Raw genomic sequence first — 14,523 nt, 5'->3', positions numbered from 1 at the left:
TAAGTCACCTCTTGGAAATTATCATGAAATGGTGCGAAAGGAGAGACTCGAACTCTCACGGGTTACCCCACTGGAACCTAAATCCAGCGCGTCTACCAGTTCCGCCACTTTCGCAAACAGGGTGGAATTATCAAACAGTAAGCCATTATTGTAAAGACTCAGAATGGATCTTAAGCTTATATGGCTTTTTTTATTCCAAAATGCATTGTCTTCTACCTGAGTAAGAACCTTAATTACATTTTGGATGATACTGAACATGGGGTGAACGATGGGACTCGAACCCACGACAACCGGGATCACAACCCGGGGCTCTACCAACTGAGCTACGCTCACCATAGCAATACACTACTAATTTAAAGGAATTCTGCACGTGGCTGGCACGCCCGGCAGGATTCGAACCTGCTACCCTCGGCTTAGAAGGCCGATGCTCTATCCAGATGAGCTACGGGCGCAAATTTAAAAACTTGGTCGGGGTGGAGGGATTCGAACCCCCGACATTCTGCTCCCAAAGCAGACGCGCTACCAGGCTGCGCTACACCCCGTTTTTACCCGTCCCCAAGGACAGAGCGCAGATAATACTCGTAGCCGAGCTGCAGGTCAATAACCCAAGCAATTAATTTTTTTTCGAAGAATTTATTATTTAGCATAGATGCCGTGAATAAACCACGGTACGTTGGTATTTTAGTGTGAAGCGTACTACTAACAATAATAGCTCAACCAAATTATTCCTGAACACAAATCCGCTCACTGCAACGATAGTCAAAATTCTATGATTGCTGCTTTATTTTTTTTTAGTTAGCATAAAAAATCGTAATTTTATTTTTAGTACTATGAAATCTTACTTGCTACCCATTTTTGACAATATGGATCATCTTCATAAAAACGCAGACAATGTTTTGTTGCCTGATTCCCGTTTTCAAAAAGATTTTACCCATAGTTTAAATTTTTTGAAGAGCTATGTGGGTAGCCTTGGAACATTTAACAGTTACCGCCGTGAAGCTGAGCGTCTGCTGCAGTGGTGCTGGCACATTAAAAAAACGACACTTTGCGAGTTAAAACGTGACGACATAGAGCAATATGTACGCTTTTGTCAAAATCCTCCTCAAAGCTGGATCAGTTTAAAAAAAGTCCCCCGCTTTATTGAAAAAGAGGGTAAGCGCCAGCCGAATGAGAATTGGCGTCCTTTTGTAGTTAATGTAAGTAAAGCAGAAAGAAAGTTGGGAACTACCCCGTCAATCGAACAATTCAGTTTGTCACAAGGTGCTGTCCAGGAAATATTTGCCATCTTAAGTACCTATTTTAACTTTTTAATCGCTGAAGAATATTTAGTATCCAATCCTGTCGCGTTAATCCGGCAAAAAAGTAAATTCGTGCGCAAACGGCAAGGCAACGCCCCCATTCGCCGTTTAAGTTTAGATCAATGGGATGCTGTTTTAGAGGCCGCAGAAAAGCTAGCCCAGGAAAATCCAGAAAAACACGAACGCACTCGCTTCATACTTAGCATGCTATTTGGCATGTACTTGCGTATTTCCGAGTTAGCGGCAAGTGAGCGCTGGATTCCGACAATGAATGATTTTGCTAAAGACTCCAATGGTCACTGGTGGTTTACCACCGTAGGCAAAGGTAATAAGGAACGACAGGTTGCTGTTAGCGAAGCCATGCTTGAAAGTCTAATGCGTTGGCGCCAGTTTTTAGGGTTAACACCCTTACCTTCCCCTGCTGATAATTCTCCGTTAATCCCCAAAATTCGCGGAACAGGTCCTATGAGCGATACCGCGCCAATAAGGCGTCTGGTGCAGCTTTGTTTTGACCATGCTGTTGATTATTTACGACGAAATAATCGCCAGGAAGAAGCAGATAATTTAACCGCAGCAACAGTACATTGGCTACGGCATACAGGCATCTCCGAAGATGTAAAAATGCGTCCTCGAGAGCATGTACGCGATGATGCGGGCCATAGTTCAAGTGCCACAACCGACCGCTATATTGACGTGGAAATGCACGCACGTTATCAATCCGCACAAAAAAAGAAAATTGTGGTTGAGGACTAAAACCAGCTTAAGTCAACGCACAGGCATCAACGAGCTCAATTTGCTCCTGAGACAAGGGTTCCCCAAGGAAAATTTTTCCCACAGCCTGAAAACGCTTAATTGAGTCAGTTACCAGGTATTGGACAGTGGTTGTTGATGCTGTGTTGAATAAATCGGTCTCGGCTAGCACCTTATGCAAGGCTTTTGCAGTGGCTTCTGCAGAGTCAACAATTGTCACCCCTTTGGGTAAAAGTGTTTGCAGTAAGGATTTAAACACCGGAAAATGGGTACATCCTAAAAGTAAAGTATCTTCTTCGCCAAATTCAGACAAATAATGCTTTAACGCTTCCCGAGCAATCGCATTATCGGTCATGCCTTCCTCGGCTAAAGCCACTAGCACACTGCATGCTCGTGCACTAATTGTTGCATGAGGCAGCTTTTCGGATATTAGACGTTGATAGGCATTAGAAGCAATGGTTGTTTCTGTTGCTAAAACAGCCACACGATGATTTTTAGTAGCAGCCACTACAGCAGACGCCCCAGGAGCGACTACACCGATAACAGGAATATCAGGAAGCATCGCCTGCAAATGGGGGAGAGCTGCCGTTGTTGCAGTATTACAGGCAATCACCAGCGCTTTAATTTGTCGTTCCACTAATACTCGAGCCATCTGTACCGCATATTGCTGGACAGTATCAGGGCTTTTTGTACCATAGGGTAGGCGCGCCGTATCTCCCAGGTAAATAAATGACTCTTTAGCCAAAGTGGTTTTAAGTGCACGAAGCACTGTTAAACCACCCATTCCAGAATCAAAAACACCAATAGGCAGATTATTTTTATTCATTATTTTCCTAAAATAGTGTCAAACGTCAATATTACCCACCCGCTTTTATACCTGATAAATTGGGTTGAGTGGTTTGAACCTCTTTATTTTTCTGATCCACTTCCTGACGACCATCTTTCATCTCACCCCGAAAATGATCAGCTGTTTGCTTAGCCGCTTTGGTATCTTGCTCTTTAACTTTAACCGCTTCTTTACCAAATTTGGCTTTGGAAAGCTCTTTCATGGTCTCTAGGTGCCCTTCTTTATGATACTTCACCAATTCTTTATATTCAGGATCTGTAACGGTTTCTAAAGGCCATTTTCTTAGGTGTTCACTTGCCCTAAATGCGGGAGTTTGCACTTTAATAGCATCGCTGCTAAATTTCATATTCGGGTCATTTTGACCAATGACCATCAAAGCTAACCAGGCACCTTTCACGGCTTCGGGATCAGAGCCGCCTAAGTAAATAGGATTATCTTTTGATGGCGGACCGTTTAAACCTTTCAGCGCCTGCATTGCCATTGCCATGTAATATTCACGCTGCGCAGTTTTGTTAGCAGGGGGAACATTATTTGGGCCAGCGGGTACTACAGGAGGAATATCTCGAGAAGTAATGGTGTAATCAGCGGAATATTTCACCTTACCATCTTTTGTTGTTTCTGCAACATCAGGGCCACGTTCTTCCAAAAATCGACCTTGAACCTGATTGCCACCAACCATAACTCCAATCGTGTGATTACGTAGACACCCTTGAGGGATAGGTTTTTCAAGCTCAAACGCCAAACCAGGACCAGGTTTTCGGGTTTGTATAACAACGCCTCCTCCCATGGTAACTGTATCGGTACCCTTAGTACCTAATAACGATTTTTTCTGCTCGATTGGATAATCTGTGATTGAAGAATAGATTCCGAAGAATTTGATATCTTCCCCTTTCATCGCAGCTTCCAGTGTCTTTAAAAGTCCTTGTCTCTTTAAAGAACTTCCTATAGCGGGATGTGCACCGGGAATTTGCGTAGGATCAGGTGTTGGATCCCCTCTTAAGAGTTTTTGAACACCTTGATAAAGGCTAAGCTCTTTCTCGACAGATCTTAATTGTTTGTCAATCTCAGCTCTGGCTGCAGCTAATTTGTCTTTACGCCATTTCTCTGCAGTTGCAGGTAAATCAGATGCTTGTGGGATACTGGCTTTTTGCTTTTCTAATAGCGCTTTTTCATTCGCAAAAAACTGCACCATGCTGTCACACGCATTATCCAGCTCTTTATAGGTGTCTAACATTTCCCGCGCATTTTGCCTTGCAGTCGCCTGAAATCCTGGACTTAACCAATCAATCGCTCGAGTTTCAGCTAATTGTTTTAATTGTCCTTGAATTTTTTTATCAGAGGCGGTTATTTTTTTATGTAAATCTTCAAATGACCGTCGCTCTGTTTTTAAACGCTCAATTTCAGTAGTCACCTCTTGCTGAGGAGAATCAAGAAATTGTTTTTTATTCGCATTGATTTTGGCATCAGCAAATAACTCTGGAGTTATTTGCTTTTTAAGGCTTTCTAAAGTAAATATACCCGCAGGATTTGCGGCAGAATTTACCAAACCTGCATTGACTAACTCTTGAATAAATGCAGAAGGCGTTGCTGACTGTTTAAATGCTGTTATCGCATTGGCCACCTGTTGATTGTTATTTGGGAACGCAGCGCTCTTGTTTAATCCCATTAAGAATTCCAAGGCGACTTTTTCACTTGCGGTAGCAGCAATTACAGCAGGAGCAGGCGGAGCCGCTCTTCCATGATATTTAACATTTAAGTCCTGATTACGTTGTCGTTGAGCATCAATAGGGCCTTGTATGAGTGCATCAACAGCAGGCCCCACTGGATTATACCCAAAAGCTGCATTTAAACCTCCCACTGGAAGTGCTAAAACAGCAGTAATACGATCAATTGCAGTTTTATAAGCTGCTGGAGGACCTCTTAAATCTGTGGTAGGGTCTAAAAGAATCGTATTAATAGCATCAATTTGAGCAAGCGTTAGGGCTTGGGGTTGGTTACCAATAATCTCTGCCACCTTGGAATTGATGATTTTAGCAGCATAAGCATTGCGAAGGTTTTCTGCTGCCAGTGCATCTACCAAACCTGCTAAGGATGGGTCGTTAACATTGACATCATCCCCCAAAACTCGTTGAATAACTGCTCGTTGCTTTGTTGGGTCGCTACTGTGTGCATCCATTATGCTGCGAATAACATCAGGATTTGCAACAATCCCTTGCTGTTTTGCTAAGGGTAGTTTTTCAACGAGGTTAAGGAGAGCACCATGCGGACCAACGTTCGAGTAATTGGCCAAATTCGCTCTAATTAATTTCTTAGCTGCAGCAGTTTGTACTGCCGCCATGCTTTCTTTAGTTACCCAGTCATTCGAGGTAATACCAATAGCAGTAAGGGCTTGTTTAAATTGACGAAAATCTTTGGCATCAACCAGATTTTTAAAATTTTGTGTAGTTGGTCCATCGAGATCGGGATGTCTATTGATTAATGTCTCAACTAATCTGCCGCGAAACTCTTCTTTTTCTTTTTGGGAAAGGGAAGCAATTGCAGCGCCAACATTTACAGCATCTAAAGTAGCGCCATCTAAAGTTGCTGCAGCACCTGCGATCCCTGTGCGGTGACCAGATGTTGGTCTAATAATATTAAGGGCATTGATTTTTGCTTTAAAAGCCGCAAGATTCCCCCCGCTTAGGTCTATTTCTTTAGTTACTCGCAAGGTAGCTTCAACAGCAGCATAAGCCTTTAATTTTCTTTCAAAATCATGCGTTAGATCAGTAATTAAATTGTCCACATGAGGAATAGCAACATTATGCGTTCCACCTAACAAAACTCTCACACCAGCTTGCAATTCACCAGGATTAGTAGCAGTAACCATTCTCCTTACAGCTTCATTAGAGGTAAGAGTGGCATCGCTCATAGTAAGTTTAGTGAACTGCTGCAGAGCTTGTTGCTTCGCTCTAGTTACGTTATCAGGATTCTTAAAATAATTTTCAACTCCAGCTGAGGCAGGTGTCCCAGTAAATTGCTCCCAGGTGGCTTTAAAACTAGGGTTAGTACTGTTTAATAATTGCTGGAGTTTGACGGGATCATTTGCTACCAGTAAGTGCTTTCTTACAGAAGCAGCAGCAGCGATTTGTTGAGCACTTTTCGCATCAATAAATGCATTCTGAAAGTTAAGATTTGCTTTATAGCCTAAGGTATCACTTGTTGATAAAAGACGTTTGACATCCTGCACATTCGCGATTTTAGTGAGGGCATCAAGTGTTTCTACATCATTTATTTCAGCAATTTTTAAGCTTAGTGATTGTGTTGCTGCTACCTGACGTAAACTTGGAAGATTTTTATCTGTAACTGCAGCATTTAAATAGGCATCATCTGCATTAGCCGTTTTCAAGTAAGCTTTCTGCGCAGTCACGTCAGGTTGACTTGCTACATCATCAAGCTCACTGCGGTCCAGATGTTTAGCATAATATTCTTCAAGATATTTTTTACCAAATTGTTCCCGAACCCAGGTAATGTCCTCTGGGGCATTATTCAGTGGGGCGCGATATAGAGCCGGAACTACCGTCACGTCTGCCATGAATTGAACATCACCTAGTTGTAAGCTTGCAAAGGCATTAACCAAATGGAGTGGAGGAACACTAGCTAGATGAAGTTGGTATCCTTTTTTAGCCGCATCCACTGTTACTAAACGATGCAATGTTGCATGAGTCATTCTTTGGGCAGTAGCATCAGGAATACCTAGAGCTTTTACGGCATTACGCAAAGTAAGGTCATCATTAGCATTGAGTAATGCATCTATGTGGGTCTGATTCGTCGATGCAGCAATTTTTTGGGCTAAGAGTATGCGTTGCGCTTCCAATTGAATTTCAGTGATTGCGGGATCATCAAGAACAGGAGCTGCAGCCCAACCATGAATAGTAGTAGCTGGCTGTCCCACTAATATCCGTCCACCAGCATTCACTAGCATATTACGCGCATTAGCGGCAGTTCCCTCATTAATAAGAGCAGTAAGCGCTTGTTCATTCATTTGGCTTAAGCCAAGTTTTACCCGTCGAATAGCTGCTGCTTTAAATAAGGACGAAAAATTTTGGGCAACTGTAGGACCGCCACCGAGACCAAGATCTCCATCTAGTGTCAAAAAATTATTGTTATTACCATGACCTGTTGTATCAAAGTTAGATGCGCCTAAATTATTCCAAACCGCTTGATTATTCAAAATGGCTTGTCTAAAAGCATTTGCATTACCTGGATCGGTACTTAATATAGCGTTTAATGCGGGAAGTGCTTGAGGCTTGCTTGCTAGCGCTCTCTCATTAATGGCCAGTAATAATCTATCATTTAGGATAGGCATTCTTTACTCCAACGGCGGGTCATATAATCTCATTTTAAACTTAATTTCTTAAGTATTCCTTAAACTTATAAAGATTTTCCACAAAACACTTGATTTGGTCGAAACCTTCTCTATTTTTAATAGTATAGCAAGCTGTTTGGACAAGGGAATGAACAAGCTAATTTACTGTATTTTTGCATTTTTACCAGGGATTCTTTTCGCACAAGGTTGCATTGTTGGTGGTAAACCTGACAAACCCCGTTACGTTTGTGTGGATGGGCGCTCTTTGAGCCCAACAAGCAGTGGTTTTTTGTGGCATGCCAAGCGAGGATGTTTTATGAGTAAGATTCCTTGCTGTGCTTATGATGCCACACATTATGCCTTTTCTACGAATCCGTCCTATGTATATTACTCTTTTAAAAAATGTCGCGAAGGCTATCCTTATCATTTAGGAGAAATGCAAACCCATTAAACTTAATAGGCTTAAGAGTAGCTATAACTCACTGTTAAAAGAATAGCCACTAATAACCAAATATTCATGCTGGTGACAAAGGCATATTGAAAAGGTTCAAAACTTTTTCGTTTAATCCAGAAGTTAGCTAGAACAACGGGGAATACTGCCAAACCCATCATCAAAATTATATTGGCAACGGGAAGTGCGAAATCGAAAGGGAGCTGACTGGCAATCCAATCGGCCGCCTGATGTAAACACCATTTGGTCGTTAATAATCCCCATGAAACCCACGCTTCATAGTAAACCAGCAAAAAAGACACTACAAATAACGGCAGTAATAATTTCATGCCACGAATGGCAAAGATCTTTTTTAAAAAATTCGACCATTCCTGGGAGAAAAAAACCATGATTGCACAACAAAAAACGACCAGTGCTACGGTTAAGAGCATATCTACCCCTTTCCTTCCAATGTTTCCCAACGCTCATAAAGCTCAGCGAGCATGTGTTCATCAGTAGCCAGCTGTTGATTAAATGCAGCAATTGCTTGTGCCTCTTGCTGATAAAAATCAGTCTCAGCCATTTTTAGTTGAGCTTGTGCAATTTTTTCTTCTAATGCTTCAATTTTTTGTGGGAGCTGAGTCAATTCACGCTGTTCATTAAAACTAAGTTTTGCGGTATTCTTTGGCCGAGATTTGACAGGTTTTGCAGCAACCTCACGTTGCTGTTTTTTCTGGGTTTGATAATCATCATACCCACCCACATATTCGTTAAATTGGCCCTCACCCTCATAAACCAACACACTGGTTACGACTTGATTAATGAACGCCCTATCATGGCTAATAAGTATCAATGTTCCAGGATAATCCACAAGCATTGTTTCCAGCAATTCGAGTGTTTCAATATCCAGATCGTTGGTAGGCTCATCCATAACCAACAAATTGACTGGTTTTGCAAAAAGTTTAGCCAATAACAAGCGATTACGCTCTCCTCCTGAGAGAGTTGAAACCAGTTGATTAAAGCGCTCTGGTGGAAACAAAAATTCGCGAAGATAGGTAGCCACGTGTTTTTGTTGACCATTGATGGTGACATAATCAGCCCCGTCTCCAACATTCGCCATCACTGTCTGCTGCTCATCAAGTTTGCGCCTTAGTTGATCAAAATATGCAACCTCTAAGGATGTTCCTTGTCGCACCGTACCTGAGGCCGGAGTTAATTCACCCAACAGTAAACGTACGAGCGTGGTTTTACCGCAGCCATTAGGGCCAATAATACCCACTTTATCGCCACGCATGAGCAAGAAGGAAAAATCTTGCAATAACGTTTTGCCTTCAATACTGTAGTTAACATGGTTGGCTTCAATAACGACTGCTCCTGAACGAGAAACATCCAGGGAAATGGTTTTGACTTTACCCATTTGCTCTCGACGTGCCTTATATTCCTCACGCATGGCTTTTAAAGCTCTTACTCGCCCTTCATTGCGGGTACGTCGTGCTTTAATCCCAGTGCGTATCCACACTTCTTCATCAGCAAGTCGCTTATCGAATAAGTCATTCTGTTTTTGCTCGCTTAAACGCTTTGCTTCTCGCCTGTCTAGAAAGGTTTCATAGTCACAGTCATAGCCGTACAATTTACCGCGATCAATTTCTACAATACGATTAGCCACCTGACTTAAAAATTGACGATCGTGGGTCACTAAAAGCAAACTACCGGTGTAGCATTTTAAGTAGGACTCTAACCATTCAATGGCATTCACATCTAAATGGTTTGTAGGCTCATCAAGCAATAACAAATCAGGAGCAGCGATTAGTGCTGCTGCTAAAAGTGCACGACGTTTCATACCTCCTGATAATTGATTCATCTCAGCATTCGAATCGACACCAAGACGACTTGCCATCATTTCTATACGAGGCAAGATATCCCAAGCATGTAAATTATCCATTTTTTGTTGGCAGGCGGCCAATTTGACGGTGTCATTGATTGCTGTTAATTCATGGAATTGAGAAAGAACCTCTCCAACTTCCCCTAAACTTTTTACTAAAAAATGATAAACCGTTTCCTTAGAGGTTATTGGAACTTCCTGGGTTAAACCTGCTACGCGTAAACCATTTAAGCGACTTATTTGTCCACTATCTGGTACAAGTTCTCCTTGCAATAAACGTAGCAATGACGATTTGCCAGCACCATTCCTGCCTACCAAGGCAACTCTATCTTGGGGCTGGATTTGCCAGTCTGCTTTATCCAGTAAACGGTTACCACCAAGATTTAAAATGACATTATGAAAGGAAACTATACTCATACTAACTCAATTATATTCAATTTGTATTATAAACAATTTGCGGTGTGACAATTCAGTCTTAACGCTGATATGTTACGTTTTATGTCTAAGGAATGCCCTCATAAAACTCCCCTTAAAGACGGACCATTATAAGTCCTTTATGTACTACACATTTTTATTATCTTCAAATTATGAAGGATGCTTCAGTGTTTATCCACAGCATCTATGGATCCCGCTGACGAGCCGCGGGACGTCGATTAAAAAATGACGCATGACCTAGATTTTAAGATGACGCATGACATAAATTTTAAGGTAGCACATAGCGCAGGTCGTGGGGCTTAGAAGAAATATCAGCACACTAATCCTTTCTCAAAATTAAACGCTTCCCTTTTTGTGATAAATCAAATTTACCCAGCACATTCATACCTAATAATACTAAATCATCATCACCCGGTATTATGACTGCTTTAACATCCTTTAAAACAAAATCGGCAAACGATAATGTGTTAATACGGGTTAAAGACCCTGTAATATCACCGCCTGCCGTTTGAATAGTTACTGAATAACGGCCTTGTAACTTCATTTTTTTAGCCAGACTCTCAGGAATTGCCACTAATGTGGCTCCGGTATCTAACATAAACTTTACTGGATAGTCATTTATGGTGCCGTCAAGATAATAATGGCCTTGCTTATCAGGCGTTATCGTGACCATACCCGGGTTAATTTGATATTTGCTTTGACCAACATAATCATACGAATAAAAAAAAACAAACATCAAAGCAAAAAAGATAAGCCAGACGATCAGAAACATGAAACGTCCGACTTTGGTATATTCCGTATTACTCACCTGGCTTATCTTGCTATTTAGCAGGCAGAACCATAATGCCCTCAACCTCAACTTGCGCTCCACGAGGTAAGGCACTAACACCTATCGCTGCACGGGCAGGATAAGGCTCTGCAAAATAGCGGGCCATTGCTTCGTTAACCAAGGGGAAATGGCTGAGATCGGTTAAATACACGGTAAGTTTGGCAAGATGAGCAAGACTACCACCCGCAGCCTCACAAACTGCCATCAGATTATCAAATACCTGATTAATCTGCATGCGGATTTCATTGCTACATAACTGCATGGTTTTGGGATCAAGCGGTATCTGTCCAGAAAGATAAACTGTATTTCCACAACGAATTGCCTGACTATAAGTGCCAATTGCAGCTGGTGCCAAATCACTATGAATAGGTTGCATCAATTACTCTCCTGCTTATTACGATAAAGTCGCATGACTACTTTATTTGCCCGTAAGCGTCGCATTACCCGAGCTAAATGCGTTCGGTCACGTACACTGATAGAAAATGTTACTGCGTTATGACGGCCATCCCGCGGATCGACATTAATGTTACCGATATTCGATTCCGCTTCAGAAATTGCTGTTGCCAATGCAGCAAGAACACCGCGCTGATTTGCAACTTCAACCGTGATATCCACCCAATACTCACCTTGTACTTGTTCATCCCAGCGTAAAGAAATTAATTGATCGGGATTTCCTCGTCCTTGGTTGATATTTGGACAATCACTGGCATGAACAATAATACCTCTTCCTTGCTGGAATCGACCTAAGATACTATCACCTGGAATAGGTTGGCAACAATCTGCAAAATGAACCACCATCCCTTCGGTTCCTTTAATCGCCAGAGGACGACTCTTGGTTGATTTATCAAGTTCGGAAGTTTCCTGAGAAATAATCAAGCGTTTCGCAATAACCATTGGCATTTGGTTACCGATACCGATTGCATAAAGTAGTTCATCAGCCGATTTGTAATTCAAATCATGAAGTAACGCCTGCAATGTTTCTGGGGGAACTTTTGCATAATCACTCGATAATTCAGTCAATGATTGTTCTAATAAACGCTTTCCTAAAACAATCGATTCCGCGTGCTGTTGGCTTTTAAGAAAATGGCGGATATTACTACGTGCCTTGCCAGTTACCACAAAATTGAGCCAGGCAGGGTTTGGATGAGCCCCTGGTGCGGTAATAATCTCAACTGTTTGCCCATTCGTTAAAGGAATGCTTAATGGGACCAAACGTCGATTGACTTTGGCTGCCACACAACTGTTACCTACTCCGGAATGAACAGTATAAGCAAAATCAACCGGTGTTGCTCCTTTCGGTAACTCCATAATATGACCTTTGGGAGTAAAGACATAAACTTCATCCGGAAATAAATCGATTTTAACGTTTTCAATAAACTCCAGTGAATTACCCGTGCTGCGCTGCATTTCCAGTAGTCGCTGTACCCACTCACGCGCACGTAATTGCGCTTCATTGACCTCTAAACCCGAGGATTTATAAATCCAATGAGCAGCCACACCGTTCTCAGCCACTTTATCCATATCACGAGTACGTATTTGTACTTCCAGGGGAACGCCAAAAGGACCAAATAAAGTGGTATGTAGTGATTGGTAACCGTTAGCTTTGGGTATACCAATATAATCTTTAAAACGTTGAGGAACTGGTTTATAGGTGCGATGCAAAGCACCTAATACACGATAACAAGCGTCAATATCTTCTGTAATCACACGAAAAGCAAAAACGTCTGTAATTTCAGCAAAAGACGCTTTCTTTTGTCGCATTTTACGATAAATACTGTACAAGTGTTTTTGTCTGCCAAACACATGTTCATAAGGAATATTCAGCTGTTTTAGCGCTTGCTCTAAATCCTGTTCAATCTTTTGAGTTAACTCTCGACGATTCCCGCGGGATTTTTCTACTGCCGATTTAATTGCACGATAACGCATCGGGTAAAGTGCTTGAAACCCTAAATCCTCAAGGCCGGTATAGATAGCATGCATACCCAAACGATTTGCAATCGGAGCATAGATTTCCAGTGTTTCAATGGCAATACGTCGTCTTTTAACTCCGGGCATAGCTCCTAATGTACGCATATTATGGTAGCGGTCGGCTAATTTAACGATGATGACGCGGATATCTTTAACCATCGCCAGCACCATTTTACGAAAATTTTCGGCTTGCGCTTCGGCACGTGATTCAAATTTAATCTTGGTTAGTTTAGTCACACCATCCACTAAAGCAGTGACGTCTTCACCAAACTGCTGAATTAAATCTTCCTTGCTAATAGAAGTGTCTTCGACTACGTCGTGAAGCAAAGTGGCCATAATGGTTTGATAGTCCAAACGCATACGAGCTAGTATTAATGCAGCAGCAACCGGATGAGTAATGTAAGGCTCACCGGAACGGCGCATTTGACCACGATGTGCTTTTTCTGCCACCAAGTAGGCTTGATAACATTTTTCAATAAGCGGTTGCTCAAGGTAGCATTTAAGCTCTTCGTCCAACTCCTTAAAGTAGCTCACGAAAAATACTCCCGTCCCTTTAACTACCGCTCAAATTTCTTGATTTCAGTCTTTGGTAAATTGAACTGTTTTCTGCACAATTTAAGTGCAAAACCCAGATTTTCAGGCACTGCAACGGCAAAAGTCAGTAGCAAATCCTGAAATACCTGGGGGTTCAAACCATTGAAACGAAAATGATTCAATTAATCTCTATCCAGAATATCTGGCTTAATAAGGCCTGCTGCAATTTCGCGCAGAGCAACTACGGTAGGTTTATCATTTTCCCACTCAACCAGAGGCTGTTCACCACGTACAGCGATCTCGCGAGCACGTTTTGTTGCTACCATTACCAGTTCAAAACGGTTTGCTACATGTTCCAAACAATCTTCTACGGTTACACGTGCCATAACATCTACCCTCCAGAAACTCAAACATTGTGTGCCAATGATAGTTAAGGGCCTTTGTTAAGTTTACAAGTAACGGATTTTCTAATCTCTTATTTTATATACTATAGCTAATGTGCTGATAATAAAGTCAGAAAATCAACGTCTTGTCACTAAACAGGTGTAAAAGGCCCAAAAAATAGTCTATTTTACTGCGATGACAACAGGAAAGAAAGTAATTTTCTTTGTTGTATAGATTGTCGTTCTATTTTCAAGCGGTTTGCAACTACGATTGCAAGCAATTCTGCTGATGCTTTTTCAAAATCGTCATTGACAATAATGTAATCAAATTCAGAATAATGACTAAGTTCATCCTGTGCACGTTTCATACGTTCTTTAATAACGTCTTCATGATCCTGACGTCTTCCCTGCAGACGTTGCTTAAGAACATCCAGGGAGGGAGGAACAATAAATACGGAGACTGCATCAGGAAATAAACGTCGAATCTGTTGTGCACCCTGCCAATCGATATCGAGAAGCACGTCAATACCAGCCTCTAATCGAGCCTTAATTTGAGCCACAGAAGTGCCGTAATAGTGGCTAAAAACCTGAGCGTATTCAACAAATGCGTTTTCACTGACCATTTTCAAGAAGAGCTGTTCATCAATAAAAAAATAATCAGCACCATCTACCTCACCAGGACGCTTGTTGCGTGTTGTGTGAGAAATAGATATAGCAATATTATCTACGCTAGATGCCAATTTTCTCACTAAGCTGGTTTTACCTCCTCCAGACGGTGCGGCTACTATTATTAAATTTCCTGTATAAGTAACAGCCATAATG

11 protein-coding genes and 4 tRNA genes are annotated in these 14,523 nt (G+C 41.7%); 2 read left to right on the top strand and 13 right to left on the bottom strand.

Annotated elements, in window-relative coordinates:
• Positions 1–29: 29 nt before the first annotated feature.
• The 4 genes from LHA_RS03295 to LHA_RS03280 form a co-directional block, all read right to left on the bottom strand.
• Positions 30–114 (bottom strand) — tRNA-Leu (locus LHA_RS03295).
• Between the two features lie 143 nt (positions 115–257).
• Positions 258–333 (bottom strand) — tRNA-His (locus tag LHA_RS03290).
• Positions 334–375: 42 nt separating this feature from the next.
• Positions 376–452: transfer RNA gene (locus tag LHA_RS03285), tRNA-Arg, on the bottom strand.
• A 13-nt stretch (positions 453–465) separates the two neighbouring features.
• Positions 466–542: transfer RNA gene (locus LHA_RS03280), tRNA-Pro, on the bottom strand.
• A 288-nt stretch (positions 543–830) separates the two neighbouring features.
• Between LHA_RS03280 and LHA_RS03275 the strand changes: the two genes are divergently transcribed.
• The gene (locus tag LHA_RS03275) at positions 831–2,051 is read left to right on the top strand and encodes a tyrosine-type recombinase/integrase (protein ID WP_045105267.1); all 1,221 of its coding nucleotides are present in this window, start codon (positions 831–833) and stop codon (positions 2,049–2,051) included.
• Between the two features lie 7 nt (positions 2,052–2,058).
• Here LHA_RS03275 and murI read toward each other — a convergent pair whose 3' ends face one another.
• Together murI and LHA_RS03265 are read right to left on the bottom strand one after the other, a co-directional pair.
• The gene (gene murI / locus LHA_RS03270; protein WP_045105266.1) at positions 2,059–2,874 is read right to left on the bottom strand and encodes a glutamate racemase; all 816 of its coding nucleotides are present in this window, start codon (positions 2,872–2,874) and stop codon (positions 2,059–2,061) included.
• Positions 2,875–2,905: 31 nt separating this feature from the next.
• Positions 2,906–7,240, bottom strand: coding sequence for a hypothetical protein (locus tag LHA_RS03265; protein ID WP_045105265.1), 4,335 nt, complete (start codon positions 7,238–7,240; stop codon positions 2,906–2,908).
• A 148-nt stretch (positions 7,241–7,388) separates the two neighbouring features.
• Between LHA_RS03265 and LHA_RS03260 the strand changes: the two genes are divergently transcribed.
• Positions 7,389–7,691 (top strand): hypothetical protein, encoded by a 303-nt coding sequence (locus LHA_RS03260; RefSeq protein WP_045105264.1) that lies wholly within the window; start codon positions 7,389–7,391, stop codon positions 7,689–7,691.
• 11 nt (positions 7,692–7,702) lie between these two features.
• On the opposite strand, the gene LHA_RS03255 is transcribed toward LHA_RS03260, so the two are convergent.
• From LHA_RS03255 to gmk, 7 genes are all read right to left on the bottom strand, one after another.
• Positions 7,703–8,122, bottom strand: a complete 420-nt coding sequence (locus LHA_RS03255) for a hypothetical protein (protein WP_045105263.1) — start codon at positions 8,120–8,122, stop codon at positions 7,703–7,705.
• Positions 8,123–8,124: 2 nt separating this feature from the next.
• Positions 8,125–9,969, bottom strand: coding sequence for an ATP-binding cassette domain-containing protein (locus LHA_RS03250; RefSeq protein WP_045105262.1), 1,845 nt, complete (start codon positions 9,967–9,969; stop codon positions 8,125–8,127).
• Between the two features lie 337 nt (positions 9,970–10,306).
• Positions 10,307–10,795, bottom strand: coding sequence for a retropepsin-like aspartic protease family protein (locus tag LHA_RS03245; protein ID WP_045105261.1), 489 nt, complete (start codon positions 10,793–10,795; stop codon positions 10,307–10,309).
• 13 nt (positions 10,796–10,808) lie between these two features.
• Positions 10,809–11,192: a RidA family protein gene (locus LHA_RS03240; protein ID WP_045105260.1), complete on the bottom strand. Its 384-nt coding sequence runs from the start codon at positions 11,190–11,192 to the stop codon at positions 10,809–10,811.
• Positions 11,192–13,318: a bifunctional GTP diphosphokinase/guanosine-3',5'-bis pyrophosphate 3'-pyrophosphohydrolase gene (spoT, locus tag LHA_RS03235; protein ID WP_045105259.1), complete on the bottom strand. Its 2,127-nt coding sequence runs from the start codon at positions 13,316–13,318 to the stop codon at positions 11,192–11,194. The genes LHA_RS03240 and spoT overlap by 1 nt, the downstream gene beginning before the upstream one ends.
• A gap of 182 nt (positions 13,319–13,500) precedes the next feature.
• The gene (rpoZ, locus tag LHA_RS03230; RefSeq protein WP_045105258.1) at positions 13,501–13,704 is read right to left on the bottom strand and encodes a DNA-directed RNA polymerase subunit omega; all 204 of its coding nucleotides are present in this window, start codon (positions 13,702–13,704) and stop codon (positions 13,501–13,503) included.
• A gap of 185 nt (positions 13,705–13,889) precedes the next feature.
• Entirely contained in the window at positions 13,890–14,519 is a 630-nt protein-coding gene (gmk, locus tag LHA_RS03225; RefSeq protein WP_045105257.1) for a guanylate kinase, read from the bottom strand.
• Between the last annotated feature and the right edge of the window lie 4 nt (positions 14,520–14,523).

Origin of the sequence: Legionella hackeliae, from assembly GCF_000953655.1 — a bacterium.
Lineage (GTDB): Bacteria > Pseudomonadota > Gammaproteobacteria > Legionellales > Legionellaceae > Tatlockia > Tatlockia hackeliae.
This window is presented reverse-complemented; position numbering and strand designations above follow the sequence as displayed.

What these genes read in the sequence shown, in the direction of transcription:
- LHA_RS03275 (WP_045105267.1), top strand. Translation starts at nt 831, where the DNA reads ATGAAATCTTACTTGCTACCCATTTTTGACAATATGGATCATCTTCAT.
- murI (WP_045105266.1), bottom strand. Translation starts at nt 2,874, where the DNA reads ATGAATAAAAATAATCTGCCTATTGGTGTTTTTGATTCTGGAATGGGT.
- LHA_RS03265 (WP_045105265.1), bottom strand. Translation starts at nt 7,240, where the DNA reads ATGCCTATCCTAAATGATAGATTATTACTGGCCATTAATGAGAGAGCG.
- LHA_RS03260 (WP_045105264.1), top strand. Translation starts at nt 7,389, where the DNA reads ATGAACAAGCTAATTTACTGTATTTTTGCATTTTTACCAGGGATTCTT.
- LHA_RS03255 (WP_045105263.1), bottom strand. Translation starts at nt 8,122, where the DNA reads ATGCTCTTAACCGTAGCACTGGTCGTTTTTTGTTGTGCAATCATGGTT.
- LHA_RS03250 (WP_045105262.1), bottom strand. Translation starts at nt 9,969, where the DNA reads ATGAGTATAGTTTCCTTTCATAATGTCATTTTAAATCTTGGTGGTAAC.
- LHA_RS03240 (WP_045105260.1), bottom strand. Translation starts at nt 11,192, where the DNA reads ATGCAACCTATTCATAGTGATTTGGCACCAGCTGCAATTGGCACTTAT.
- rpoZ (WP_045105258.1), bottom strand. Translation starts at nt 13,704, where the DNA reads ATGGCACGTGTAACCGTAGAAGATTGTTTGGAACATGTAGCAAACCGT.
- gmk (WP_045105257.1), bottom strand. Translation starts at nt 14,519, where the DNA reads ATGGCTGTTACTTATACAGGAAATTTAATAATAGTAGCCGCACCGTCT.